The organism is Streptomyces sp. NPDC007905 (assembly GCF_042959345.1).
In the GTDB taxonomy this organism is placed as follows: domain Bacteria; phylum Actinomycetota; class Actinomycetes; order Streptomycetales; family Streptomycetaceae; genus Streptomyces.
This window is the reverse complement of sequence record NZ_JBIBKS010000006.1, coordinates 169,301-191,316: the sequence shown is the minus strand read 5'-3', so window position 1 is coordinate 191,316 and position 22,016 is coordinate 169,301. Positions and strand designations below refer to the sequence as shown.

Annotated in this window: 23 protein-coding genes and 5 pseudogenes; 17 read left to right on the top strand and 11 right to left on the bottom strand. The window is 70.9% G+C overall.

Annotated features, from left to right (window positions below; translation table 11 throughout):
* Positions 1-27 precede the first annotated feature (27 nt).
* Both ACFZDC_RS13175 and ACFZDC_RS13170 read left to right on the top strand, forming a co-directional pair.
* A complete protein-coding gene (locus ACFZDC_RS13175) occupies positions 28-960 on the top strand; it encodes an ABC transporter permease subunit (RefSeq protein WP_391323155.1) in 933 nt (310 codons plus the stop codon).
* Between the two features lie 50 nt (positions 961-1,010).
* Positions 1,011-1,763, top strand: a complete 753-nt coding sequence (locus ACFZDC_RS13170) for an ATP-binding cassette domain-containing protein (RefSeq protein WP_391323456.1) — start codon at positions 1,011-1,013, stop codon at positions 1,761-1,763.
* Positions 1,764-1,822: 59 nt separating this feature from the next.
* On the opposite strand, the pseudogene ACFZDC_RS13165 reads toward ACFZDC_RS13170, so the two are convergent.
* Both ACFZDC_RS13165 and ACFZDC_RS13160 read right to left on the bottom strand, forming a co-directional pair.
* Positions 1,823-2,035: pseudogene (locus tag ACFZDC_RS13165) on the bottom strand (SigE family RNA polymerase sigma factor); the annotation flags it as partial.
* Between the two features lie 125 nt (positions 2,036-2,160).
* Positions 2,161-2,919: a methyltransferase domain-containing protein gene (locus ACFZDC_RS13160; RefSeq protein WP_391323154.1), complete on the bottom strand. Its 759-nt coding sequence runs from the start codon at positions 2,917-2,919 to the stop codon at positions 2,161-2,163.
* A 100-nt stretch (positions 2,920-3,019) separates the two neighbouring features.
* Between ACFZDC_RS13160 and ACFZDC_RS13155 the strand changes: the two genes are divergently transcribed.
* Positions 3,020-3,649 (top strand): ABATE domain-containing protein, encoded by a 630-nt coding sequence (locus ACFZDC_RS13155; protein ID WP_391323152.1) that lies wholly within the window; start codon positions 3,020-3,022, stop codon positions 3,647-3,649.
* Here the strand turns inward: ACFZDC_RS13155 and sodX are convergent.
* Complete coding sequence (gene sodX / locus ACFZDC_RS13150) at positions 3,553-3,987, bottom strand: nickel-type superoxide dismutase maturation protease (RefSeq protein ID WP_391323454.1); 435 nt, start codon at positions 3,985-3,987, stop codon at positions 3,553-3,555. The genes ACFZDC_RS13155 and sodX overlap by 97 nt on opposite strands.
* A 145-nt stretch (positions 3,988-4,132) precedes the next feature.
* Here sodX and sodN point away from each other — a divergent pair, with 145 nt between their 5' ends.
* The 4 genes and pseudogenes from sodN to ACFZDC_RS13130 all read left to right on the top strand — a co-directional run.
* Positions 4,133-4,528 (top strand): superoxide dismutase, Ni, encoded by a 396-nt coding sequence (gene sodN / locus ACFZDC_RS13145; RefSeq protein ID WP_356380966.1) that lies wholly within the window; start codon positions 4,133-4,135, stop codon positions 4,526-4,528.
* A gap of 317 nt (positions 4,529-4,845) precedes the next feature.
* A complete protein-coding gene (locus ACFZDC_RS13140) occupies positions 4,846-5,244 on the top strand; it encodes a helix-turn-helix domain-containing protein (RefSeq protein WP_391323149.1) in 399 nt (132 codons plus the stop codon).
* Between the two features lie 54 nt (positions 5,245-5,298).
* Entirely contained in the window at positions 5,299-5,715 is a 417-nt protein-coding gene (locus ACFZDC_RS13135) for a VOC family protein (RefSeq protein WP_391323147.1), read from the top strand.
* Positions 5,716-5,776: 61 nt separating this feature from the next.
* A pseudogene (locus tag ACFZDC_RS13130) lies at positions 5,777-6,505 on the top strand (VOC family protein); the annotation flags it as partial.
* 30 nt (positions 6,506-6,535) lie between these two features.
* On the opposite strand, the gene ACFZDC_RS13125 reads toward ACFZDC_RS13130, so the two are convergent.
* Positions 6,536-6,868 (bottom strand): DUF952 domain-containing protein, encoded by a 333-nt coding sequence (locus tag ACFZDC_RS13125; protein WP_391323144.1) that lies wholly within the window; start codon positions 6,866-6,868, stop codon positions 6,536-6,538.
* 34 nt (positions 6,869-6,902) lie between these two features.
* Positions 6,903-7,115 carry a hypothetical protein gene (locus ACFZDC_RS13120; RefSeq protein ID WP_391323142.1) on the bottom strand — a complete coding sequence of 71 codons (213 nt, stop codon included), beginning with the start codon at positions 7,113-7,115 and terminating at the stop codon, positions 6,903-6,905.
* A gap of 88 nt (positions 7,116-7,203) precedes the next feature.
* On the opposite strand from ACFZDC_RS13120, the pseudogene ACFZDC_RS13115 reads away from it, so the two are divergent.
* Positions 7,204-7,719: pseudogene (locus tag ACFZDC_RS13115) on the top strand (TetR/AcrR family transcriptional regulator); the annotation flags it as partial.
* A gap of 216 nt (positions 7,720-7,935) precedes the next feature.
* On the opposite strand, the pseudogene ACFZDC_RS13110 reads toward ACFZDC_RS13115, so the two are convergent.
* Both ACFZDC_RS13110 and ACFZDC_RS13105 read right to left on the bottom strand, forming a co-directional pair.
* Positions 7,936-8,217: pseudogene (locus ACFZDC_RS13110) on the bottom strand (polyprenyl synthetase family protein); the annotation flags it as partial.
* A 147-nt stretch (positions 8,218-8,364) separates the two neighbouring features.
* Complete coding sequence (locus tag ACFZDC_RS13105) at positions 8,365-9,771, bottom strand: family 2B encapsulin nanocompartment shell protein (protein ID WP_391323140.1); 1,407 nt, start codon at positions 9,769-9,771, stop codon at positions 8,365-8,367.
* Between the two features lie 290 nt (positions 9,772-10,061).
* On the opposite strand from ACFZDC_RS13105, the gene ACFZDC_RS13100 reads away from it, so the two are divergent.
* Positions 10,062-10,655, top strand: coding sequence for an N-acetylmuramoyl-L-alanine amidase (locus ACFZDC_RS13100; RefSeq protein ID WP_391323138.1), 594 nt, complete (start codon positions 10,062-10,064; stop codon positions 10,653-10,655).
* Between the two features lie 58 nt (positions 10,656-10,713).
* Positions 10,714-11,622 carry a pyridoxal-phosphate dependent enzyme gene (locus ACFZDC_RS13095; protein ID WP_391323136.1) on the top strand — a complete coding sequence of 303 codons (909 nt, stop codon included), beginning with the start codon at positions 10,714-10,716 and terminating at the stop codon, positions 11,620-11,622.
* Here ACFZDC_RS13095 and ACFZDC_RS13090 read toward each other — a convergent pair.
* On the bottom strand, positions 11,619-13,214 hold the full coding sequence (locus ACFZDC_RS13090) for a Na+/H+ antiporter (protein WP_391323134.1): 1,596 nt from the start codon (positions 13,212-13,214) through the stop codon (positions 11,619-11,621). The two genes, ACFZDC_RS13095 and ACFZDC_RS13090, sit on opposite strands and share 4 nt — an antisense overlap.
* Before the next feature lie 60 nt (positions 13,215-13,274).
* Here ACFZDC_RS13090 and ACFZDC_RS13085 point away from each other — a divergent pair, with 60 nt between their 5' ends.
* The 3 genes from ACFZDC_RS13085 (at position 13,275) to ACFZDC_RS13075 (ending at position 15,312) form a co-directional block, all read left to right on the top strand.
* Positions 13,275-13,535, top strand: a complete 261-nt coding sequence (locus ACFZDC_RS13085; protein ID WP_391323131.1) for a UBP-type zinc finger domain-containing protein — start codon at positions 13,275-13,277, stop codon at positions 13,533-13,535.
* A gap of 272 nt (positions 13,536-13,807) precedes the next feature.
* Positions 13,808-14,221 (top strand): anti-sigma factor, encoded by a 414-nt coding sequence (locus ACFZDC_RS13080; RefSeq protein WP_006136266.1) that lies wholly within the window; start codon positions 13,808-13,810, stop codon positions 14,219-14,221.
* Positions 14,218-15,312 carry a SigB/SigF/SigG family RNA polymerase sigma factor gene (locus tag ACFZDC_RS13075; RefSeq protein ID WP_391323129.1) on the top strand — a complete coding sequence of 365 codons (1,095 nt, stop codon included), beginning with the start codon at positions 14,218-14,220 and terminating at the stop codon, positions 15,310-15,312. The genes ACFZDC_RS13080 and ACFZDC_RS13075 overlap by 4 nt, the downstream gene beginning before the upstream one ends.
* Positions 15,313-15,320: 8 nt before the next feature.
* Here the strand turns inward: ACFZDC_RS13075 and ACFZDC_RS13070 are convergent, their stop codons facing one another.
* Complete coding sequence (locus ACFZDC_RS13070) at positions 15,321-15,773, bottom strand: hypothetical protein (protein WP_391323127.1); 453 nt, start codon at positions 15,771-15,773, stop codon at positions 15,321-15,323.
* A gap of 168 nt (positions 15,774-15,941) precedes the next feature.
* On the opposite strand from ACFZDC_RS13070, the gene ACFZDC_RS13065 reads away from it, so the two are divergent.
* Both ACFZDC_RS13065 and ACFZDC_RS13060 read left to right on the top strand, forming a co-directional pair.
* The gene (locus ACFZDC_RS13065; RefSeq protein ID WP_391323125.1) at positions 15,942-16,910 is read left to right on the top strand and encodes a diacylglycerol kinase family protein; all 969 of its coding nucleotides are present in this window, start codon (positions 15,942-15,944) and stop codon (positions 16,908-16,910) included.
* Positions 16,911-17,231: 321 nt separating this feature from the next.
* Positions 17,232-17,489, top strand: coding sequence for a WhiB family transcriptional regulator (locus ACFZDC_RS13060; protein WP_003992873.1), 258 nt, complete (start codon positions 17,232-17,234; stop codon positions 17,487-17,489).
* A gap of 202 nt (positions 17,490-17,691) precedes the next feature.
* On the opposite strand, the gene ACFZDC_RS13055 is transcribed toward ACFZDC_RS13060, so the two are convergent.
* Entirely contained in the window at positions 17,692-19,167 is a 1,476-nt protein-coding gene (locus tag ACFZDC_RS13055; RefSeq protein ID WP_391323123.1) for a histidine kinase N-terminal domain-containing protein, read from the bottom strand.
* 338 nt (positions 19,168-19,505) lie between these two features.
* On the bottom strand, positions 19,506-20,156 hold the full coding sequence (locus ACFZDC_RS13050) for a TetR family transcriptional regulator (RefSeq protein WP_391323121.1): 651 nt from the start codon (positions 20,154-20,156) through the stop codon (positions 19,506-19,508).
* Positions 20,157-20,251: 95 nt separating this feature from the next.
* Here ACFZDC_RS13050 and ACFZDC_RS13045 point away from each other — a divergent pair.
* Positions 20,252-20,998, top strand: a pseudogene (locus tag ACFZDC_RS13045) (SDR family oxidoreductase).
* A gap of 150 nt (positions 20,999-21,148) precedes the next feature.
* Positions 21,149-21,934, top strand: a complete 786-nt coding sequence (gene nagB / locus ACFZDC_RS13040; RefSeq protein ID WP_391323119.1) for a glucosamine-6-phosphate deaminase — start codon at positions 21,149-21,151, stop codon at positions 21,932-21,934.
* The last annotated feature ends 82 nt before the right edge of the window (positions 21,935-22,016 follow it).

Sequence of the window (22,016 nt, the reverse complement as noted above, 5' to 3'; positions counted from 1 at the left end):
CCGAGCGGCCACTGAGAGGCAACACCCGTGACTGACATCGAGAAGACGGCCGGGGAGCAGGACACTCCCCCGGCCGGCCCGGAGGCCATCAGAGCCATCCCGGTCCGGCACTACGGGCGATACGTTTCCGCCGTCATCGCGATCGCGCTCCTCGGCGCGATCATCTACGCATTCGCCCAGGGCAAGATCAACTGGCACGCGATCCCGGACTACTTCTTCGACGACCGGATCATGACCGGTGTCGGCAAGACCCTGCTGCTGACGGTCCTGTCGATGGTGATCGGCATCGTCGGCGGCGTCGTCCTCGCGGTGATGCGGCTGTCGAAGAACCCGGTGACCTCGTCCATCGCCTGGTTCTACATCTGGTTCTTCCGCGGCACCCCGGTCCTGGTCCAGCTGTTCCTGTGGTTCAACCTGGGCCTGGTCTTCGAGTACATCAACCTGGGTCCGATCTACAAGGACTACTGGTCGGACTTCATGACGCCGCTGCTGACGGCGCTGCTCGGCCTCGGCCTGAACGAGGCCGCGTACATGGCCGAGATCTGCCGGGCCGGGCTGCTCGCGGTGGACGAGGGCCAGACCGAGGCAGCTCACGCACTGGGCATGAGCTACGGCAAGACGCTGCGCCGGATCATCATTCCGCAGGCGATGCGCGTGATCGTGCCGCCGACGGGCAACGAAGTGATCAACATGCTGAAGACGACCTCGCTCGTGGCGGCCGTCCAGTATCCCGAGCTGTTCCGCTACGCCCAGGACATCGGTCAGAACTCCGGTGCCCCGGTGGAGATGTACTTCCTCGCCGCCGCCTGGTACCTGATCATGACCTCGGTGCTGAGCGTGGGCCAGTACTACATCGAGCGGTACTACGCCCGCGGCTCCAGCCGCAGCCTCCCGCCGACCCCGTGGCAGAAGGTCAGGGCGCACCTGACGACCTTCTCGAGCAGGAAGGTCACGGCATGACCGACAAGCTCAGCAAGACGGACTCCGTGCCGCGGCACTCCTCCGTCCCGATGGTCAAGGCCGAGGGCGTGCACAAGTCCTTCGGGCCCGTCGAGGTCCTCAAGGGCATCGACCTGGAGGTGAGGCCGGGCGAGGTGTTCTGCCTCATCGGCCCCTCCGGCTCCGGCAAGTCGACCTTCCTCAGGTGCATCAACCACCTCGAGAAGATCAACGGCGGCCGGCTGTACGTCGACGGCGAGCTGGTCGGCTACCGCCAGAAGGGCGACAAGCTGTACGAGCTCAAGGACAGCGAGGTCGCGCTCAAGCGCCGGGACATCGGCATGGTCTTCCAGCGCTTCAACCTGTTCCCGCACATGACGGCCGTCGAGAACGTCATCGAGGCGCCGGTCCAGGTCAAGGGCGTCAGCAGGGCCCAGGCCAAGGAGCGCGCGATGCAGCTCCTGGAGCGGGTGGGCCTGGCCGACAAGGCCGGGAACTACCCCAGCCAGCTCTCCGGCGGCCAGCAGCAGCGCGTGGCGATCGCCCGGGCCCTCGCGATGGAGCCGAAGCTGATGCTCTTCGACGAGCCGACCTCGGCCCTCGACCCGGAGCTGGTCGGTGACGTCCTCGACGTCATGCGCGACCTCGCCGAGTCGGGCATGACGATGGTCGTCGTCACCCACGAGATGGGCTTCGCCCGCGAGGTGGGCGACAGCCTGGTGTTCATGGACGGCGGGGTGGTGGTCGAATCCGGCCATCCCCGGGACGTGCTGACGGACCCGCAGCACGAGCGGACGCAGTCGTTCCTGTCCAAGGTGCTCTGAAGACATGCGCGAGGGGGCGGTACGGGGGAGCCCGTGCCGCCCCTTCGCGCGTCCGGCTGCGGCTGCGGCCTGAGCGCCGGCTCGCGCAGCCACAGCCGGGTGAGGTTGTCCAGCCGCCCGTGCCTGCGTGCGCCGAGGACCTTCACGAGCGTCGTCCGGACGAGGTCCTCCGCCTCGTCACGGTTGCCGCACCACAGGCAGGCGCTGCGGAACAGCGCCGTGCGCCTGCCCCCGACGAAGACGTGCAGAGCCGCTTCCACGCCCCGCGTCATCCCTCCCCCGCTCCGCCCGTCCGGCGAGCACGGACCGTCTCCCCCGTACTCGGTGCGGTGGGGAGCCGCCGGTGACGCAGAAGAGGCGGTACGGGATTTCGTACCGCCTCCGCGGTGCGTGTGCCCTACTTGAGTGCGAGGAGCAGAGTGTCGGACGGCGAGCACCACACCGCCCGCGCCTCGGCGAAGCCCTTCTCGCGCAGCACGCGCGCGTGCCACGCCGCGGACGGCATGTCCCCGTCGGCATGCTCGCCGTAGATCTCGAAGCGGCGGGCGGTGGGCTCGGCGAGCACGGGGTCCTGCGCCGCCAGCTGCCACCACTCGGCCCAGTCCAGAGCCCCGTCCCGCCTGGCCTGATCCATACGGGCGTGGCGCTGGGCACGCTCGGCGGCGTTGATCCGCGGCGTGCTCTCGTCGATCATGTGGTCCGCGTTCATGAAGACACCGCCGTCGCGGACCAGCCCCGCGACCCGACCGTAGAGGGCCGCGAGGGGTTCGCTGTGCAGCCAGTGCAGGGCCGTGGCGGTCAGCACCGCGTCGTAGGAGTCGTACGGCAGTTTCGCCGGCCAGTGGGGGTCCTTGAGGTCGGCGGTGACGAAGGAGACGCGGTCGTCGCCCTCGAAGGTGCCGCGCGCGATGGCGAGCAGGGCCGGGTCGAGGTCGACGCCGGTGCTGGTGGCCCCGGGGAACCGGGCCAGCAGCCGGGCGGTGATGCTTCCGGTGCCGCAGGCCAGGTCGAGCACGCGCGGCGCCGTCCCGACGAGCGCCTCCACCATGTCGAGCATGATCCGGAACCGCTCCTCGCGGTCCGGCATGTACCACTCCTGCTGCCGGTCCCAGCTCTCCTGCCAGGCGACCCAGTCGGTCCCGGTACGCGTCGTCATGGAAACCCCGTCCCCTCGCCTATACGTAATACCCTGGAAGCGCGATCGTCTGTTACCCGACCGCCGACACGACCATAGAGCGCCCCGGTAAGGACTACAAGTGGAATTGGCCTATTACTCGGATTACGCCGTACGACTCGTCAACAGCGAGGAGCCGGCCCGGGGCAAGGACTCCCTGACCTCGGTCGAGGCCGTCCGCGACCTCTTCGGCGCCAACGCGTCCGCGGCCCGCCGCGCCACCGACGCCGACGTGACCCGCTTCCGCTCGGTACGCGGCCGGCTGCGGTCGGTCTTCGATGCGGCCGACAAGGGCGACGAGACCCTGGCCGTGGACCTGCTGAACTCCCTGCTGCTGGAGTTCCCCGTGAGCCCCCAGATCTCCGGGCACGATCACCGGGACGAGGACGGCCGCCCCTTGTGGCACATGCACCTGGCCGACCACCCGTCCAACGCCACCGCCGGCTACGCGGCGATCGCGGCGATGGGCCTGGCCTTCCACCTGACCGAGTACGGCGTCGACCGGCTCGGCCTGTGCCAGGCGGCCCCCTGCCGCAACGCCTACCTCGACACGTCCACGAACCGCTCCCGGCGCTACTGCTCGGACCGCTGCGCGACCCGCGCCAACGTGGCCGCCTACCGGGCCCGCAAACGCCTGGAGGCCGACCGGTCGGGCAGCAGCGGCCTGGCCGCCGACAGCACCCAGCGCGCGAGCGCCAGCGGCGAGCGCTGACCACCCTTGAGCGGCCGGTACCTGAACCAGGCCCGGCCCAGGATCAGTTCCTCGGGGACGACCCCGTAGTCGGTGCTGTCCCCGCCCGCGTACGGATTGTCCCCGAGGACCCACCAGCCGCCCTCGCGCCGCTCCACGGCACGCTTGACGACCAGCAGGTCCTGCTGGAAGGGGTGGCGCAGGACGACGATGTCCCCCGGCCTGATCGCGGCGCCGTACTGCAGCAGCAGCCGGTCCCCGTGATGCAGCGTGGGCACCATGGACGGGCCCGTCACCTCGGCCAGCCCGAAGGGCGCCCCGGCCCTCCCCCGCTCGGTCTCCTGCGACAGCTCCGGCATCACCGGCACCTCCCCGGTCCGTTCCTCCACCAGTCTCAGTCTGACCCTGGACTTTTGTCCTAAGCCCTAGGGGGCACTCGGGAAAACGCGTCCCTCAGGGAGTAATGTCGCACCTGAGAAGACGATCACGAGGAAGGAATGCTCCATGCTTTCCCGCCTGTTTGCCCCCAAGGTCAAGGTCAGCGCGCACTGCGACCTGCCCTGCGGTGTGTACGACCCGGCCCAGGCCCGCATCGAGGCGGAGTCGGTGAAGGCCGTCCAGGAGAAGATGGCCGCCAACGACGACCCGCACTTCCAGACGCGTGCCACCGTCATCAAGGAGCAGCGCGCCGAGCTGGCGAAGCACCACGTCTCCGTGCTGTGGAGCGACTACTTCAAGCCCCCGCACTTCGAGAAGTACCCGGAGCTGCACCAGCTGGTCAACGACGCCCTGAAGGCCCTCTCGGCCGCCAAGGCGTCCACCGACCCGGCCACGGGCCAGAAGGCGCTCGACTACATCGCCCAGATCGACAAGATCTTCTGGGAGACCAAGAAGGCCTGATCTTCGATCAACCGTTTGACCTGCGATTTCCTTGGTCGCTTGGTCTTCCGGTCCGCACCCGGTCCGCAGCCCGCCGAGCACGGCGTCCATGACGGGCCGGGTGCGGTCTTCTTCGCCCGGTCCCAGGTGGGCGTGGATCCCAGCATGACCACGGCGGAACCCTGGCCGTCCTTGGGGCCTTCGCGGGCGTCGACCCGTGGGACAACGGCGACCCTCACGGGGCAACGGCCCCGTCGAGCTCGGGGGCCGTGGCGTGCGTCCTGTGCGAAAGTGCTGGACCCCGAACTGCCTGAACCCGGCTGTGCCAAGCTGAGGGAATGACCCTGGAGGACCTGGTACGGCTGCGGCGGGTACGCGACCGCATGGACCGCGAGTACGCCGAGCCGCTCGACATGACCGAGCTGGCCCGTGGCGCCCACATGTCGCCGGGCCACTTCCAGCGCAGCTTCCGCAAGGCGTACGGCGAGACGCCGTACAGCTATCTGATGACCCGCCGGGTCGAGCGCGCCAAGGCACTGTTGCGCCGCGGCGACCTCACGGTCACCGAGGTGTGCTTCGCCGTCGGGTGCGCCTCCCTCGGCTCCTTCAGCTCCCGGTTCACCGAGCTGGTCGGTCAGACCCCGAGCGCCTACCGGGCCGGCTCCCACGAGGAGAGCGCGGTGATCCCGTCCTGCGTGGCCCGCTCGCTCACCCGCCCCCGCCGCAGGCCGTACTGACCGGGTGCGGCCATGACGGGGCACGGCGAACCCGGCTGGGCCTAGCGTGAAGCCATGGACCTGAAACTCAAGCAGTGCTTCATCGCCGTGGACGACCACGACAAGGCACTCCACTTCTACTGTGACGTGCTCGGCATGGAGGTCCGCAACGACGTGGGCTTCGAGGGGATGCGGTGGGTCACCGTGGGATCGCCGCTCCAGCCGGACGTGGAGATCGTGCTGGAGCCGCCCGGCGCGAGCCCGGACATCTCCCCCGCCGACAAGCAGGCGATCGCCGAGCTGCTCGCCAAGGGGCTGCTGCGCGGTGTCATCTTCACCACCGCCGACTGCGACGCGCTGTACGAGCGGGTCCGGGAGGCCGGCGGCGATGTGCTCCAGGAGCCGACGGACCAGCCGTACGGAGTGCGCGACTGCGCCTTCCGTGACCCCGCCGGGAACATGCTGCGCTTCCTCGAACGGCCCACGGACTGACATCCCCCCGGCTCACCGGGCCCGGCGGCCTACGAGCCCCCTCGTGATCACCATTCGCTGAACGTACGCCTTCGTCGACCGCCCCGCCGACCGCCTCACCGCGGCCCGCGCCTTCTGGACGGCCGTCACCGGCACCCGGCTGTCCGAAGCCCGAGGCGAGCGCCAGGAGTTCGTGGCGCTGTTGCCGGAAGGGGCCGACCCCTGCGTGCAGATCCAGGGAGTCCTCGACGGGGATGGCGGGGCACCTCTCGACTTCTTCGTCGACGACGTCCGGGCGTTCACGGAGGCGGCCGGCCGCCTTGGCGCCGAACCGGTCGCCGATCACGGTGAGTGGGCCGTGCTGCGCTCGCCCGGCGGGCAGTCGTTCTGTGCCGGGCCCCGGCAGGGAGAGACCGTACGACCCCCCGTGGTCGAGGCCAGCCGCCTGGACCAGGTGTGTCTGGACATCCCGCCCTCCGTGTACGACGCCGAGACCGACTTCTGGGCCGCGCTGAGGGGCTGGGAGCTCCTGGTGGGTTCCCGGCCGGAGTTCCGGGTGCTCAGGCCGCCACCGGGACTGCCCGTGCGCATCCTGCTCCAGCGGCTCGACGCCGAAGGCCCGGCCTCGGCCCACGTGGACCTCGCCTGTGCCGACATCGAGGCGGCCCGCGCCCGGCACGAGCGGCTGGGGGCCGTCCTCGTCGGCCGGCACCCGCACTGGACGGTGCTGCGCGACCCGGCCGGCGGCACCTACTGCCTGACCGGCCGGGACCCGGAGACGGGCGGGCTGCCGGCGACGGTCGGCGCGTAGGCGTCTACGCACAGGCGATCGGCACCAGGGTCACTCCCAGGGCTCCACGTCCACCACGGCGTCGACCGGCACCGGACCGTACACGTGCGGGAACTCCTCGCCGTTCGGCGGCATGGCCTCGTACTTCACCGGCACAGCGAGCCGGGCCGGATCCACGACCAGCACCACCAGTTCGTCGGGACCTTCGTAGTCGCCGTACAGGAAGGCCGCGATGCGCGGGAGTTGCCCGCGGGTGGAGAAGTGGACGAACCCCTCCTCCTGGAGGGTGCGGCCACGGGTGGACACCTCGTAGGTGCCGGCCTCACGGGCCGCCTCCCACAGGGATCGCTCGGTGATGTGGACGATGTGCGGAAGCTTCGGCATACCGCCACGCTACGGCCTCGGCCGGGTCGCGGGCTCAGGATTTCTCCGCGCCGGATTCACCGGGGCGCGGTTTCCCGCCCCCGGGTGCCGGGGCGGCGGGCTCGGCATGCTCCCAGGCCGCGCAGTCGGGGTTGCGGCAGGGGCCGCGGCCCCACACGGGCACCCAGGCGCCCAGCGTCTTGTGCCGCCCGACGACGGTCTCGACGGGCTGTCCGCAGACGGGACAGACGTGGTCCTCCCTGTCCATGCCCTCAGGGTAGGCCGGGCCGGGGCTCAGCGCTTCCTGTGGTACATCCGCACGAGCGCGCCGTCGCCGAACGTGCGCACCGGGTCCAGGGCGAACGTTCCGCGCGGTGGACGGCGAGGCGGGCGTGCCCACCGGCACCGCCTCCGACTGCTTCACCAGCCACGACGACCTGCTCCGCCAGATCGACGTGCGCCTCCGCCTGAGGCCCGCGCCGGACCCGGAGGTGCTGGGGGGGTCCGCTGGCCGGCCCCCACGACCGCTCCCTGGTCACGGCCCTCGTGCGCGGCCTCACGGACCGCGCGATCCGCGACCGGCCGGGCCACCTCGCCCTGCTCGAGATGCGCCTGGAGGCCACCCCGCGCCCCGAACTGCGGGCCTCCTTCACCAGGTCGGTGCGCGGCGATCCGGAGCAGGGCAGGGAGTTCCACCGGCAGACCGGCCTCCCGGGCGGCGACGAGACCGTCACCGTGCTCCACCTGGCGATGCTCGGCCTCATCCTGGAACACCTGACCCTGCCCGGCGTCCTGGACGAAGCCCTCCCGGGGTGACCGTCCCACAGGGCCTGGTGGAAAGAATCGTGACGACGATCATTCCCGAGGAGTGACCCCACGGGGGCGACTTGACCGACGGACGCCTGGCAGGCCCGGGACTCGATCGTCTCTCGGCCCGGAGACCCCGCGCACCCCGGGCACACGGCGGGCCCCGCACACTGTGGGGATGTGCGGGGCCCGTTGGGCCGGAGCCGCCGGTGGACGTGCGGGGTCAGGAGCCGCACGGCCCCCGGGGCTCCGGGGTCTTTCCCGGCCGCCGGACGGCAGCCTCAACTGCTGCGCCGGGTCACGAACTCGGCCGGCGCCAGCAGACCGCCCGCCGCTTCCGGTGCGCGCACGGCACGGGCCGGCTCCCGCATCGCCCGGGCCATCCGGTCGGCCGCCTCGGCCTGGGCCCAGTCCCGGCCGCCGGCCTGCTCGACGGCCAGTGCCGTCCGCGCGAGCTCTCCGCCCTCCCCCGGCTCCCCCTCGACGTACGGCTTCCCGTACAGCGCGGCGAGTTCGGCGGCCGCCGGGGTGCCGGAGGCCAGGGCCGCCACCACCGGCAGGGACTACGTTCTTTGGTCTCCGTCATGCACTCGGCCACGGGTCCCCCTCGCACAGTCCGCGGACGGTGGCGCTTCCGCTCCGGCTGGACGCATACCCCGGGGATCTACCCGCCCCGGAGGGCGGGAACACGGCCGCGATGTGCGGAAACGTCACCTCCACCGGCCGATCTCGACGTTCTCCAGCACACCGAGGGCGTCGGGCACCAGGACGGCTGCCGAGTAGTACGCCGTCACCAGGTACTTGATGATGGCCTGTTCGTTGATGCCCATGAACCGGACGGACAGGCTCGGCTCGATCTCGTCCGGGATGCCGGACTGCCGGAGTCCGATGACGCCCTGCTCGGCCTCGCCGGTACGCATGGCGATGATCGAGGTCGTGCGCTCCGGGGTGACGGGGATCTTGTTGCACGGGTAGATCGGCACACCCCGCCAGGTCGGGATGCGGTTCCCGCCGATCTCGATGGTCTCCGGGACCAGCCCGCGCTTGTTCAGCTCGCGCCCGAACGCGGCGATCGCACGCGGGTGGGCGAGGAAGAGCTTGGTACCGCGCCGGCGGCTGAGCAGCTCGTCCATGTCGTCCGGGCTGGGCACGCCGTCGTGCGGCTGGAGCCGCTGGTCGTACTCGCAGTTGTGCAGCAGCCCGAAGTCGCGGTTGTTGACCAGCTCGTGCTCCTGACGCTCCTTCAGCGCCTCGACGGTGAGCCGCAGCTGCTGCTCGGTCTGGTTCATCGGCTGGTTGTACAGGTCGGCCACGCGCGAATGGATGCGCAGCACGGTCTGCGCGATGCTCAGTTCGTACTCGCGCGGCCGGGCCTCGTAGTCGACGAACGTGTGCGGGATGTCCGGCTCGCCGCTGTGGCCGGCCGCCAGCTCGACTTCCTTCTCGCCGTACTTGTTGGTCCGCTGCTCAGGGATCGCGCGCAACTCCTGGACGTGCTCGCGCAGCGAGCCGGAGCGCTCGGCGACCTGCTCGAAGTCCTGACGGCTGAGGATCAGCACCGTGCACGCCGTGGCCGCGCGGGCCGTGTACTCCCAGATGGCGTCCGGGTCCAGCAGCGCGGCCTCGCCGAAGTAGCCGCCGTCGGCAAGGACACCGAGGACCGCGTCGTCGCCGTACGGGCCCGTGCCGATCTTCTCGACCCTGCCGTGGGCCAGCAGGTACACCTCGTCGGTCCGGCTGCCGAAGGAGGCGATGACCTCGCCCGGCGCGAAGTTCCGCTGCCGGCAGCGCCGGGCCAGCTCCGTCAGTACCTCGTCGTCCTCGTACGACCGCAGCGCGGGCAGTTCGCCGAGTTCCGCGGGGATGACCTCCACCTGGTCCCCGGTCTTCACGAAGGTGATCCGGCCGTCGCCGACGGCGAAGGTCAGTCGCCGGTTCACCCGGTACGTGCCGCCCTGCACGTCCACCCAGGGCAGGGTCCGCAACAGCCAGCGGGAGGTGATCTCCTGCATCTGTGGAACGGACTTGGTCGTGGTGGCCAGGTTCCGCGCTGCCGCCGTGCCGAGAGACTGCTGCGGCTTGCCCTGCTCCGTGCGGACCTCTTCGCCTACCGACATAGGAAAATGCCCTCTCATGTATGCCCGGTGCCGAATCGCACACCGGTTTCGCGATCGAGCCTTCCATTACTGAGCGCACTCGCGCCATTACCCGAAAGAGCGGGAATGGATCATCGCACTACTGGGCAGAAAGAGGGATCTTGTCCAATATCGCCCCCGATGCCTGACCTGTCCGGATCGGCTCGCACAGTGTGCGAACGATGTAGTCCGGGACGTCCGGTTTCGGTACAAGCAGCAGTACGACGAGGCCGCGACCGGCGGCCACCGGGTACAGCACGAAGGAGCCGGCCATGGCCCCACCCATGTCCGCGAGCGGATTTCTGGACGCGCTTCGCGCGGAAGGCGTCACCGTCGTCGAGGTAGGCGACTGGCGGCACCACAACCGCAACCACAAGGGGCCCTGGGGTCCCGTCCACGGGGTGATGATCCACCACACGGTGACCCGCGGCAGCGCGCGCACCGTGGAGATCTGCCGGGACGGCCACGCGGCGCTGCCGGGCCCGCTGTGCCACGGAGTGATCACCAAGGACGGCACGGTCCACCTGGTCGGCTACGGCCGCGCCAACCACGCCGGCCTCGGCGACGACGACGTGCTGCGCGCCGTGATCGCCGAGAAGAGGCTGCCGCCGGACAACGAGGCGAACACCGACGGGAACCGGCACTTCTACGGCTTCGAGTGCGAGAACCTGGGCGACGGCCAGGACCCCTGGCCCGAGGCGCAGCTGGACGCGATCGAGCGGGCCGCCGCGGCCGTGTGCCGCCACCACGGCTGGACGGAACGGTCGGTCATCGGCCACCTGGAGTGGCAGCCGGGCAAGGTGGACCCGCACGGCTTCTCGATGGCGTGGCTGCGCGAACGGGTCGGGGAGCGGCTGAAGTCATAGCGGCGGCGGGCGGCGGCACCGGACGACGGCGGACAGCGGCGACGGGGGTCGGGCGACAATGGGGGGCGTGACCAGCCCCGGCCCGCTCGCCCCGCGCCTGCCGTCGCCCCTGGAGGAGATACGGGACGACCGGCTCGACCGGCACGGCCTGCGTCTGCTCCTCAAGCGGGACGACTTGATCCACCCGGAGCTGATCGGCAACAAGTGGCGCAAGCTGGTGCCGAACCTCGAGGCGGCGCGCGGCCGGGCGCTGGTCACCTTCGGCGGCGCCTACTCCAACCATCTGCGGGCGACCGCCGCCGCGGGCCGGCTGCTCGGGCTGCCGACCACAGGCGTGGTCCGCGGCCACGAGCTGGCGGGCCGCCCGCTCAACCCGTCGCTGTCCCGGTGCGCGGCCGACGGTATGCGGCTGCACTTCGTCGACAGGTCGACGTACCGGCGCAAGAGCGAGCCGGAGGCCCTGGCAGCGATCCTGCGCGCGGCCGGCGCCGAGGAGGCGTACGTCGTCCCCGAGGGCGGCAGCAACGCCGAGGCCGTACGCGGCTGCCGGGCCCTCGGCGAGGAGCTGCGCGGCCGCGCCGACGTCGTCGCGGTGGCCTGCGGCACCGGCGGCACGCTCGCCGGACTCGCCGCCGGGCTGGCCCCCGGCCAGCGCGCGCTCGGCGTACCGGTCCTCAAGGGCGGTTTCCTGGCCGCCGACGTACAGGCCCTGCAGGAACGTGCCTTCGGCGCCCGCACCGGCGCCTGGTCGCTCGACGACCGCTTCCACTTCGGCGGCTACGCCCGTACGAGCCCCGAACTCGACGCCTTCGCCGATGACTTCCGGCACCGGCACGGACTGCCCGTGGAACGTCTCTATGTCGCCAAGTTGCTCTACGGACTCGTCACCCTGGCCGAGGAGGGCGCCTTCGCGCGCGGGACGACGATCGCGGCGGTCGTCACCGGCCGGCCCTTCCCGGCGCCCTAACCGGCCTCCCGATAGGCGGCCGCTTCCTCCAGGTCGAGTCTGCGCAGCAGCGCGCGCAGCATCTCGTCGTCGATGTAGCGGTGGTCGCGGAGCTTGACGAAGACCTCGCGTTCGGCGCTGATCATTTCGCGGGAGAGCCGGCGGTAGGTGTCGTCCACGGACTCGCCGGTGACGGGGTGCACCTGGCCGAGTCGCTCCCAGACGGCGTTGCGGCGGCGCTCCAGGACGGTGCGCAGGCGGTCGGCGAGCGGTGGGGGCAGGGAGTTGCGTTCGTCGGAGAGGAGTTCGTCCAGGCGGCTCTCGGCGGCCCGGGAGGCCTGCGCCTGGGCGTTGGCCTCGGCGAGCGTCTCGGCCTGCCGGTCCCGGCTGGGGAACCTCAGCAGGTGGATCAGCGGGGGCAGGGTCAGTCCCTGCACGACCAGGGTGCCGATGACGGTGGTGAAGGTCAGGAAGAGGATCAGGTTGCGCTGGGGGAAGGGATGGCCGCCGTGCACGACGGCCGGGATGGAGAAGGCGATGGCCAGGGAGACCACCCCGCGCATCCCGGCCCACGAGGTGACCATCGCACCCCGCCAGGTGGGGTTCTCCTCGCGCTCCGTGATGCGCGCGGACAGCAGGCGGGGCAGGAAGGTCGCCGGGTACACCCAGACGAACCGGGCGAGCACGACGACGAGGAAGAGGGCGAACGCGTACCAGGTCGCCTTGACGCCCTCGTACTGCCCGAGGCCCTTGAGGACGACCGGCAGCTGCAGACCGATCAGGGCGAAGACCGCCGACTCCAGGATGAAGGCGACCATCTTCCACACCGCCTCCTCCTGGAGCCGGGTGGCGAAGTCGACCTCCCACGCGCGATGGCCGAGGTAGAGGGCGACGACCACGACCGCGAGCACCCCGGAGGCGTGCAGTTGCTCGGCGACCCCGTAGGCGACGAACGGGATCAGCAGGGAGAGGGTGTTCTGTATGAGCGGTTCCTTCAGGTGCGTGCGCAGCCAGTGCAGGGGCGCCATGAGGACGAGGCCGACACCGACGCCGCCGACCGCCGCGAGCAGGAACTCGCGGATCCCGCCCGCCCAGCTGGCGCTCTCGCCCACGGCCGCGGCGACGGCCACCTTGTAGGCGGTGATCGCGGTGGCGTCGTTCAGCAGCGACTCGCCCTGGAGGATCGTCGTGATCCGGGACGGCAGGCCGACCCGGCGCGCGACCGCCGTGGCGGCCACCGCGTCGGGCGGGGCCACCACCGCGCCCAGCACCATCGCGGCGGTCAGCGGCATCCCGGGGATGATCAGGTAGGCGGCCCAGCCGACGGCGAAGGTCGCGAAGAGCACGTACCCCACCGACAGCAGTGCCACCGGCCTGAGCTGGGCGCGCAGGTCGAGGTAGGAGCTGTCGGTGGCCGAGGTGTACAGCAGCGGGGGCAGCAGCAGCGGGAGGACGACCTCGGGATCGAGGGTGTAGTCCGGCACCCCGGGCACATAGGAGACCGCGAGGCCGACCGCGACCAGCAGCAGCGGCGCCGGGACCGGTCCGCGCCGGGCCGCCGCGGCGACCGCGGCACTGCCCGCCACCAGCAACAGCAGCGGCATCACGTCCATGGTCCTCGCCCACCCTCGTTTTCCGCGCGGCCACCCGCCCGTCCGTCGTAATCTGCAATCATGAAACAGTGCACGCACTCCGACGCGCTGCCGCACCCCGAACCCGAGCCGCTCCACGCGACCTGCCCGGAGTGCCTGCGGGACGGTACGCACCCGGTGCAACTGCGCCTGTGCCTCACCTGCGGCCACATCGGCTGCTGCGACTCCTCACCGGGAAGGCACGCCACGGAGCACCACACGAAGTCCGGTCACCCCGTGATGCGGACCTTCGAACCGGGCGAGGACTGGCGGTGGTGCTTCGTCGACCACGTTCTCGTGTGACACTTCACATGACGGCATGCGGCCGTGACCACCGACGGTTCGGGCGCCTGACGCCGGGGTACGTCAACCCGGCGCGCGCTCTTCCCTTTTGGGCCCGCAAAACCTCTAGACACGGAGCGTATCCACAGCTTTACTGTGAGTGACGCCAGGGGGTTGGGGTCCCAGGACAGAAACGTTCGGAGCGCGATAGCGTCACCGCGGAACCACGTATGCGTTACCCCGGGGGGCGACCCTCGGCGCCCCGTAGAGCTTGTACCACCATGGAGGTGAGGGTGTCCCAGATCGCAGGCGAGCCCGCGACCCAGGACTTCGTGGAAGTCCGGCTGCCGGCTGCGGGTGCCTACCTGTCGGTGCTGCGTACGGCCACGGCCGGTCTGGCGGCCCGCTTGGACTTCACCCTGGACGAGATCGAGGACCTGCGCATCGCCGTGGACGAGGCCTGCGCGATCCTGCTGCAGCAGGCCGTGCCAGGCTCCGTGCTCAGCTGCGTCTTCCGGCTCGTCGACGACTCGCTGGAGGTCACGGTGTCGGCGCCGACCACCGACGGCCACGCCCCCTCGCGGGACACCTTCGCCTGGACGGTGCTCTCCGCCCTCGCGGGCAAGGTCTCGTCCGCCGTCGACGAGGACAGGACCGTGTCGATCAGCCTCTACAAACAGCGCGGCGCGGGCCCCGGGCCGGCGTGAGGAACGGGGACGGGCCGGTGCGGGACGAAGAGCGCGGCACACGGGAGCTGCCGACGGGGGACCGAGAGCCCATGAACGCATCCCGACGCATGGCGGACGGCATCGACGGCATCCCCGAGCAGGCCAGGCCGCACCCGGAGGAGGACTCCGCTGCGGTCGCCGGCGACGGTGCCGTGCAGAGCACGCCTTCGGAGGGACGGGAGGGGGTCGGCTCCGGCCCCCTCGCGGAGGCGAGGGCTCGGGGAAGGGCTACGGGCGGGACGATGAGCGAGCACGAGCGACACGCCGAGGACGACGCGCTGGGCAAGGAGGCCGTGCAGGCCCCCCAGCACGCCCCCCAGGACCGCAGCGGGGCGCGTGCGAAGTTCGTCGAGCTGCGCAAGCTGAACGCGGGCAGCGCGGAGTACGCGGAGCTGCGCAACCAGCTGGTCCGTATGCACCTGCCGCTCGTCGAGCACCTGGCACGCCGCTTCCGCAACCGCGGCGAGCCGCTGGACGATCTCACCCAGGTCGCCACGATCGGCCTGATCAAGTCGGTCGACCGCTTCGACCCGGAGCGCGGCGTGGAGTTCTCCACGTACGCCACCCCGACCGTCGTCGGCGAGATCAAGCGGCACTTCCGCGACAAGGGCTGGGCGGTCCGCGTGCCGCGGCGGCTGCAGGAACTGCGTCTGTCGCTGACCACGGCGACGGCCGAGCTGTCCCAGCTGCACGGCCGCTCCCCCACGGTCCACGAGCTCGCCGAGAAGCTCGCCATCTCCGAGGAGGAGGTCCTGGAAGGCCTGGAGTCCGCGAACGCGTACTCGACGCTGTCCCTGGACGTCCCCGACACCGACGACGAGTCCCCGGCGGTCGCCGACACCCTCGGCGCCGAGGACGAGGCGCTGGAGGGCGTGGAGTACCGCGAGTCCCTCAAGCCGCTGCTGGAGGACCTGCCGCCGCGGGAGAAGCGGATCCTGCTGCTGCGCTTCTTCGGGAACATGACCCAGTCGCAGATCGCGCAGGAGGTCGGCATCTCCCAGATGCACGTCTCCCGGCTGCTCGCCCGGACCCTGGCCCAGCTGCGCGAGAAGCTCCTGGTGGAGGAGTAGGCGCCCGCCTACTCCGCCCGGCCCGGCCCCTTGATCCCGAGGGCCCGGGTCGTCGCCGGGCTCACCAGCAGCACCAGCGCGGCGACGGCCACGACGGCGAGGGCGATGCCGCCCGGAATGGCCATGCTGTCGGCCTTGAGCAGGTTGTAGGCCACCGGCAGCGCCATGATCTGCGTGATGACGGCGGGGCCGCGGCTCCAGCCGCGCCTGAGCAGCAGCCCGCGCGCGGCCAGCAGCGGCAGCAGCGCGAGCACCACCAGCGTGATCCCTCCGGTCACGGCCTGCTGCCGGTCGTCCGGGTCGCCGGTGAGCCCGAGGACGAGGATCCACACGCCCCCAGCCACCAGGGCGGCCCCCTCCAGCGCGGCCAGCGCCGCCGCGTACGTCAGCCGGCGCGGGCGCGGCCCGGCGTCCGGGGCTGCTTCGGCGGTGACCGGGGCGGGGTTCTGCTCACTGCTCACCCCAGAAGGGTAGCCCCGGGTCCCGCGGCGGCTATGCCCGGCCCGCGCGCGTGAACCCCTCGCCCCACACTCCGAGAAGTCGTGCGCGGGCAGGCTCAGGCCCCCTTCTCTTACCCGATCCCTACCTCGGTGTGGGCCGGGTACCCCCCAGTAGGTACGCTGCCATCCATGCGTGCACTTCTCGTGGTCAATCCGGCGGCAACCACCACAAGCGCACGCAGGCGTGACGTGCTGATCCACGCGCTGGCGAGCGAGATGAAGCTGGAGGCGGTCACCACCGAGTACCGCGGCCATGCGCGCGACCTCGGCCGGCAGGCCGCGGAGAGCGAGGACATCGACCTGGTCGTGGCCCTCGGCGGCGACGGCACCGTCAACGAGGTCGTCAACGGCCTCCTGCACGCCGGCCCCGACCCGGACCGTCTGCCCGGCCTCGCCGTGGTCCCCGGCGGCTCCACCAACGTCTTCGCCCGCGCGCTGGGCCTGCCCAACGACCCCGTCGAGGCCACCGGCGCCCTGCTGGACGCCCTGCGCCAGGGCAGCGAGCGGGTCGTCGGCCTGGGCCTGACCGCGGGCACGCCGGGCACCGAGGACGAGGCGGTGCCGGACCGCTGGTTCACCTTCAACGCCGGGCTGGGCTTCGACGCGGGCGTGGTCGGCCGGGTCGAACAGCAGCGCGAGCGGGGCAAGAAGTCGACACACGCCCTGTACGTGCGTCAGGTGGTCCGGCAGTTCCTTGGCGAGCCGCACCGCCGGCACGGCACGATCACCCTCGAGCGGTCCGGCGGGGACCCGGTCACGGATCTCGTCGTCGCCATAGTCTCGAACACGTCCCCGTGGACATATCTCGGCAATCGCCCGATGTACACGTCACCTAAGGCGTCGTTCGATACAGGCATCGACGTGCTCGGTCTCAGCCGTCTGTCGACGGCCGCGGTTGCCCGGTATGGCACCCAGTTGCTCACTTCGTCCCCCGAGCGTGGACCCCATGGCAAGCATGCCGTCTCCCTGCACGACCTGGACCAGTTCACCTTGCATTCGAAGGCCCCCCTGCCCCTTCAGATGGACGGCGACCACCTCGGACTGCGTACGAGCGTGACGTTCACAGGCGTACGCCGCGCACTGCGTGTGATTGTGTGAGCGGAACGGGCGGAAGTCCTTTCACTCGAACGTTTAGGCCAGGATCCACCCCATGGAAGTACGGCTGTGACCCAGTCGACACCGAGGAATCAAAAAAAACTTTCCGGAAGGGGTTGTATCCGCCGTTGAGGTTTGCAAGTCTCTACGTGGCGATCGGGACGGCCCGCAACACCGGCCTCCACTGATCACCGGAACCCCTCTTCAAACCCCAGGACCACGCCGGGGAAGACTCGGCGCTCGGCCCTTCACTTGTTGAGGGATTCGTGAAAGCGTTCACATTCACAAGCAACGTGCATGTAATACCAAGGAGAGGTAGCAGCCATGGACTGGCGTCACAACGCCGTTTGCCGCGAGGAAGACCCCGAGCTCTTCTTCCCCATCGGCAACACCGGTCCTGCGCTGCTGCAGATCGAGGAAGCCAAGGCCGTCTGCCGTCGCTGCCCGGTGATCGAGCAGTGTCTGCAGTGGGCGCTCGAGTCCGGCCAGGACTCCGGCGTCTGGGGTGGTCTCAGCGAGGACGAGCGTCGTGCCATGAAGCGCCGCGCCGCCCGCAACCGGGCTCGTCAGGCCTCCGCCTGACACTCCCACCCTGCTGACAGCCTGAGCTTGGCGGCGCGTACAGCGAGTACGCATCTCCCGCCCCCGAGCCGCAGCGCGCAGTACCCCCGATGCGCTTAGCGAGAGCAGAGCAGCAACGAGCACGAGCCTCGGACCACTGGTGGTCCGGGGCTTTTTGCTTGCCCGGATCCAGTGGGGTTCGGTCCCGGTTCCCCTCCGGCCGTTACTTCTGCGCCCGCACCGGAATGTCGAGGATGACCCTCGTCCCGCGCCCCGGCGCCGGGACCATGTCGAAGGTGCCGCCCAACTCGCCCTCCACGAGCGTCCGTACGATCTGCAGGCCGAGGTTGCCCGAGCGGTGCGGGTCGAAGCCCTCGGGCAGGCCCACGCCGTCGTCCTGGACGGTCACGAGGAGGCGGGCCTCCTTGGCGGTGCCACCACGGACCGCGGAGACCTCGACCGTGCCGGTGTCCCCCTCGCGGAAGCCGTGTTCCAGGGCGTTCTGCAGGACCTCGGTGAGCACCATGGACAGCGGGGTGGCGACCTCGGCGTCGAGTATCCCGAAGCGTCCGCTGCGCCGGCCGGTCACCTTGCCCGGCGAGATCTCGGCGACCATCGCGAGCACCCGGTCGGCGATGTCGTCGAACTCCACGCGCTCGTCCAGGTTCTGAGAGAGCGTCTCGTGCACGATCGCGATCGAGCCGACGCGCCGTACGGCCTCCTCCAGGGCTTCCCGGCCGCGTTCGGAGTCGATGCGCCGGGCCTGCAGCCGCAGCAGCGCGGCGACCGTCTGCAGGTTGTTCTTCACCCGGTGGTGGATCTCCCGGATGGTCGCGTCCTTGGTGATCAACTCGCGTTCGCGGCGGCGGAGTTCGGTGACGTCCCGGCACAGCACCAGGGAGCCGATGCGGGTGCCCTTCGGTTTGAGCGGAATGGCCCGGAACTGGATGACCCCGTCGTTGGCCTCGATCTCGAACTCGCGCGGCGCCCAGCCGCTGGCCACCTTGGCGAGCGCCTCGTCCACCGGGCCCCGGGTCGGGGCGAGTTCGGCCGTGGTCTGCCCCAGGTGGTGGCCGACCAGGTCGGCGGCGAGGCCGAGGCGGTGGTAGCTGGAGAGGGCGTTCGGGGAGGCGTACTGGACGATGCCGTCCGCGTCCAGCCGGATCAGGCCGTCGCCGACGCGCGGCGAGGCGTCCATGTCGACCTGCTGGTCGGGGAAGGGGAAGGAGCCGGCCGCGATCATCTGCGCGAGGTCCGAGGCGCTCTGGAGATAGGTCAGCTCGAGGCGGCTCGGGGTGCGGACCGTCAGCAGGTTGGTGTTGCGGGCGATGACACCGAGGACGCGGCCCTCACGCCGCACGGGGATCGACTCGACCCGTACGGGGACCTCTTCGCGCCACTCCGGGTCCCCCTCGCGCACGATCCGGCCCTCGTCCAGCGCCGCGTCCAGCATGGGCCGCCGGCCGCGCGGGACCAGGTGCCCGACCATGTCGTCCTGGTACGAGGTCGGGCCGGTGTTGGGGCGCATCTGGGCGACCGAGACGTACCGGGTGCCGTCGCGGGTCGGGACCCACAGGACCAGGTCGGCGAAGGAGAGGTCGGAGAGCAGCTGCCACTCCGAGACCAGCAGGTGGAGCCACTCGAGGTCGGAGTCGTCGAGGGCCGTGTGCTGGCGTACGAGTTCGTTCATGGAGGGCACGGTGTGAGCGTACCCGGGGCCTCACGAGTGGCCGAAAAACACCCGCGGGCCGCGGCGCCTGGGAGGGACCCTCAACCCTCCCGGCACCGCAGCCCGGAGCATCATCGGCCGTGGGGTGTGCGGTCCCGGTCGGCCGAAGGTCGAGGAGCCGGGGCAGTCAGGGCAGAGAGCTCCGGTTCCTCGGTCCGTCTTCCTGTGCGGGGAAGACGGAAGCTTTTCAGTTTTCCCGACAACGTTCCCCTGCGCATTGTGGACTAGACCACGATGGCGTGTCCACGCGCGTGAGGGAATGCGTTGGGGCACTGGCATGCGATGCCACGCAGCCTAGCCCGCCCGGGTCAGCCGCGGGGCCAGATGGCCATGGCAATTTCCGCCAGCGACTCCAGTTCGGCCCGGCTCGCGCCGTCGCGGGCCTGCTGGGACATGCCCTGAATCATCGCTCCGGTGTGCCGGGCGAGGGCCGCGGCGTCGGTGCCGGCGGGCAGCCGCCCGGCGGCCACGTCGGCCCGGATCCGGGACTCGAGGGCGGCGATGTTCGCGTTGCGCCGCTCCCGCAGCAGTTGTTCCACCTCGGGGCTGGTGGAGTTGGTGGCCGCGTGGGCCACCAGGCAGCCGTAGGGGTGGGCGGGATCGGTGTACTCGGCGGCGGCCTCGCGCAGCATCCGCTCCACGGCGGCGCGGGCGGTCGGCTCCTCGGCGAGAGCGCGGTCGCCTAAGGCCCCGTGCGTGTCGAGGTAGACCCGGACGACCTCCTCGAACAGGGTCCGCTTGTCGCCGAAGGCCGCGTACAGGCTCGGGGTGCCGATGCCCATGATCCGGGTGAGATCGGAGACCGAGGTCGCCTCGTAGCCGTGCTCCCAGAAGGCCATGAGCGCCTTCTCCAACGCGGTGGCACGGTCGAAGGAGCGCGGGCGGCCCCGGGATCGGGACACCTTGGCCTGCGCCTTTGCCTCCACCGTCTGCCGGTCCGCCTCCTGCGCGTTCACCATGGAGTGCATTTTATAGCGGCCCCTAGAGAAATGGATGCGGGGCGGTGTACGGTTTTTTTGTAGCGACCACTAGGAAAATGCGGAGGGATGGCGGCATGAGCGTGCTCGCGGGGCGGACGGCACTGGTCACGGGTGCGAGCCGGCGCATCGGGCGGGGCGTCGCCGAGCGGCTCGGACGTGACGGGGCGCGGGTCGCGGTGCACTACGGCAGCAAACAGGCAGCCGCCGAGGAGACGGTGGCGGCGATCGAGGCGGCCGGCGGCTCGGCGTTCGCGATCGGGGTGGAGCCGGGGGTGCCGGGGCGCGCCCGGCGGCTGGGAGGAGTTCGACCGGCACGCGGACGGCCTGGACATCCTGGTGAACAGCGCGGGAACCGGCAGGGCCGCACCGAACGAGGAGATCGGCGAGGAGGAGTACCACCGGGTCTTCGCCGTGAACGCGAAGGCGCCGTCCTTCGTCGTCCGGCACGGCCGGGACGCCTGCGGGACGGCGGGCGGATCATCAACGTCTCTTCCGGACTCGGCCGTACGGCGGTGATGCCGGACCAGGTGGCCTACAGATGACGAAGGCCGCCCTCAACGCCGTCTCCCGCGACCTGTCCAAGGTGCTGGGCCGTCGCGGCATCACGGTGAACTCGCCGGCGCCGGGCATCATCGACACCGACAGCACCGTCGGCTTCCCGCACGGGACGGAGGACGGCTTGAGCAGGGCCGCCGCGGCAGCGGCGCTGGGCCGCGTGGGACGCCGGCGGACGTGGCCGACGCGGTGGCCTTCCTCGCCTCGGACGCCGGACGCGGGTGGCGGGGCACTGGCTGGACGCGACCGGAGGTTCCATGCCCTGAGGGGTGGGCACAGGGCGGGAGCGGGCGGATTGCGGGGCGACCTCGAGCGCGCCCGCCGACCCCAATTCTGCTAGATTGGTCTAAACCACATACTCCCCTTCTGCAGACCTCTCCCCGACCTCCAGCCCTCTTCAGAACGGCAGGCCCAGCGTGGAAGTTGTCATCGTTCCGGACGCCGCGGCGGGTGGCGAGCTGATCGCCGAGGCCATGGCCCAGCTCCTGCGGCGCAAGCCCGGTGCCCTGCTCGGTGTGGCCACCGGCTCCACTCCGCTGCCCATCTACCAGGCGCTGACCGTCAAGGTGGGCTCCGGCGCCGTGGACACCTCGCGGGCGCGCATAGCCCAGCTCGACGAGTACGTGGGACTGCCGGCCGAGCATCCCGAGTCCTACCGCTCGGTGCTGCGCCGGGAGGTGCTGGAGCCGCTCGGGATCGGGATGGACGCGTTCATGGGTCCGGACGGCACGGCCGAGGACGTCCAGGCGGCGTGCGAGGCGTACGACAGGGCGCTCGCCGAGGCCGGCGGGGTGGACCTGCAGCTGCTGGGGATCGGGACCGACGGGCACATCGGTTTCAACGAGCCGTGCTCCTCGCTCGCCTCGCGCACCCGGATCAAGACGCTGACCGAGCAGACCCGGATCGACAACGCGCGCTTCTTCGAGGGCGACATCGAGCGGGTGCCGCACCACGTGATCACCCAGGGCATCGGCACCATCCTGGAGGCCCGGCACCTGGTGCTGCTCGCGACGGGCGAGGGCAAGGCGGACGCGGTCGCCGCGACCGTCGAGGGACCGGTCGCGGCCGTCTGCCCGGCCTCCGCGCTCCAGCTGCACCCGCACGCCACGGTGGTCGTGGACGAGGCCGCCGCGTCCAAGCTCAAGCTGGCCGACTACTTCCGGCACACCTACGCCAACAAGCCGGAGTGGCAGGGCATCTAGTCCGGGTGGGGGCCGGCTCCGGCAAGGGGCGGCGGCAGCCGGGTGCCGCCGCCGCACAGCCCGAGCACCCTGTGGACTAGAC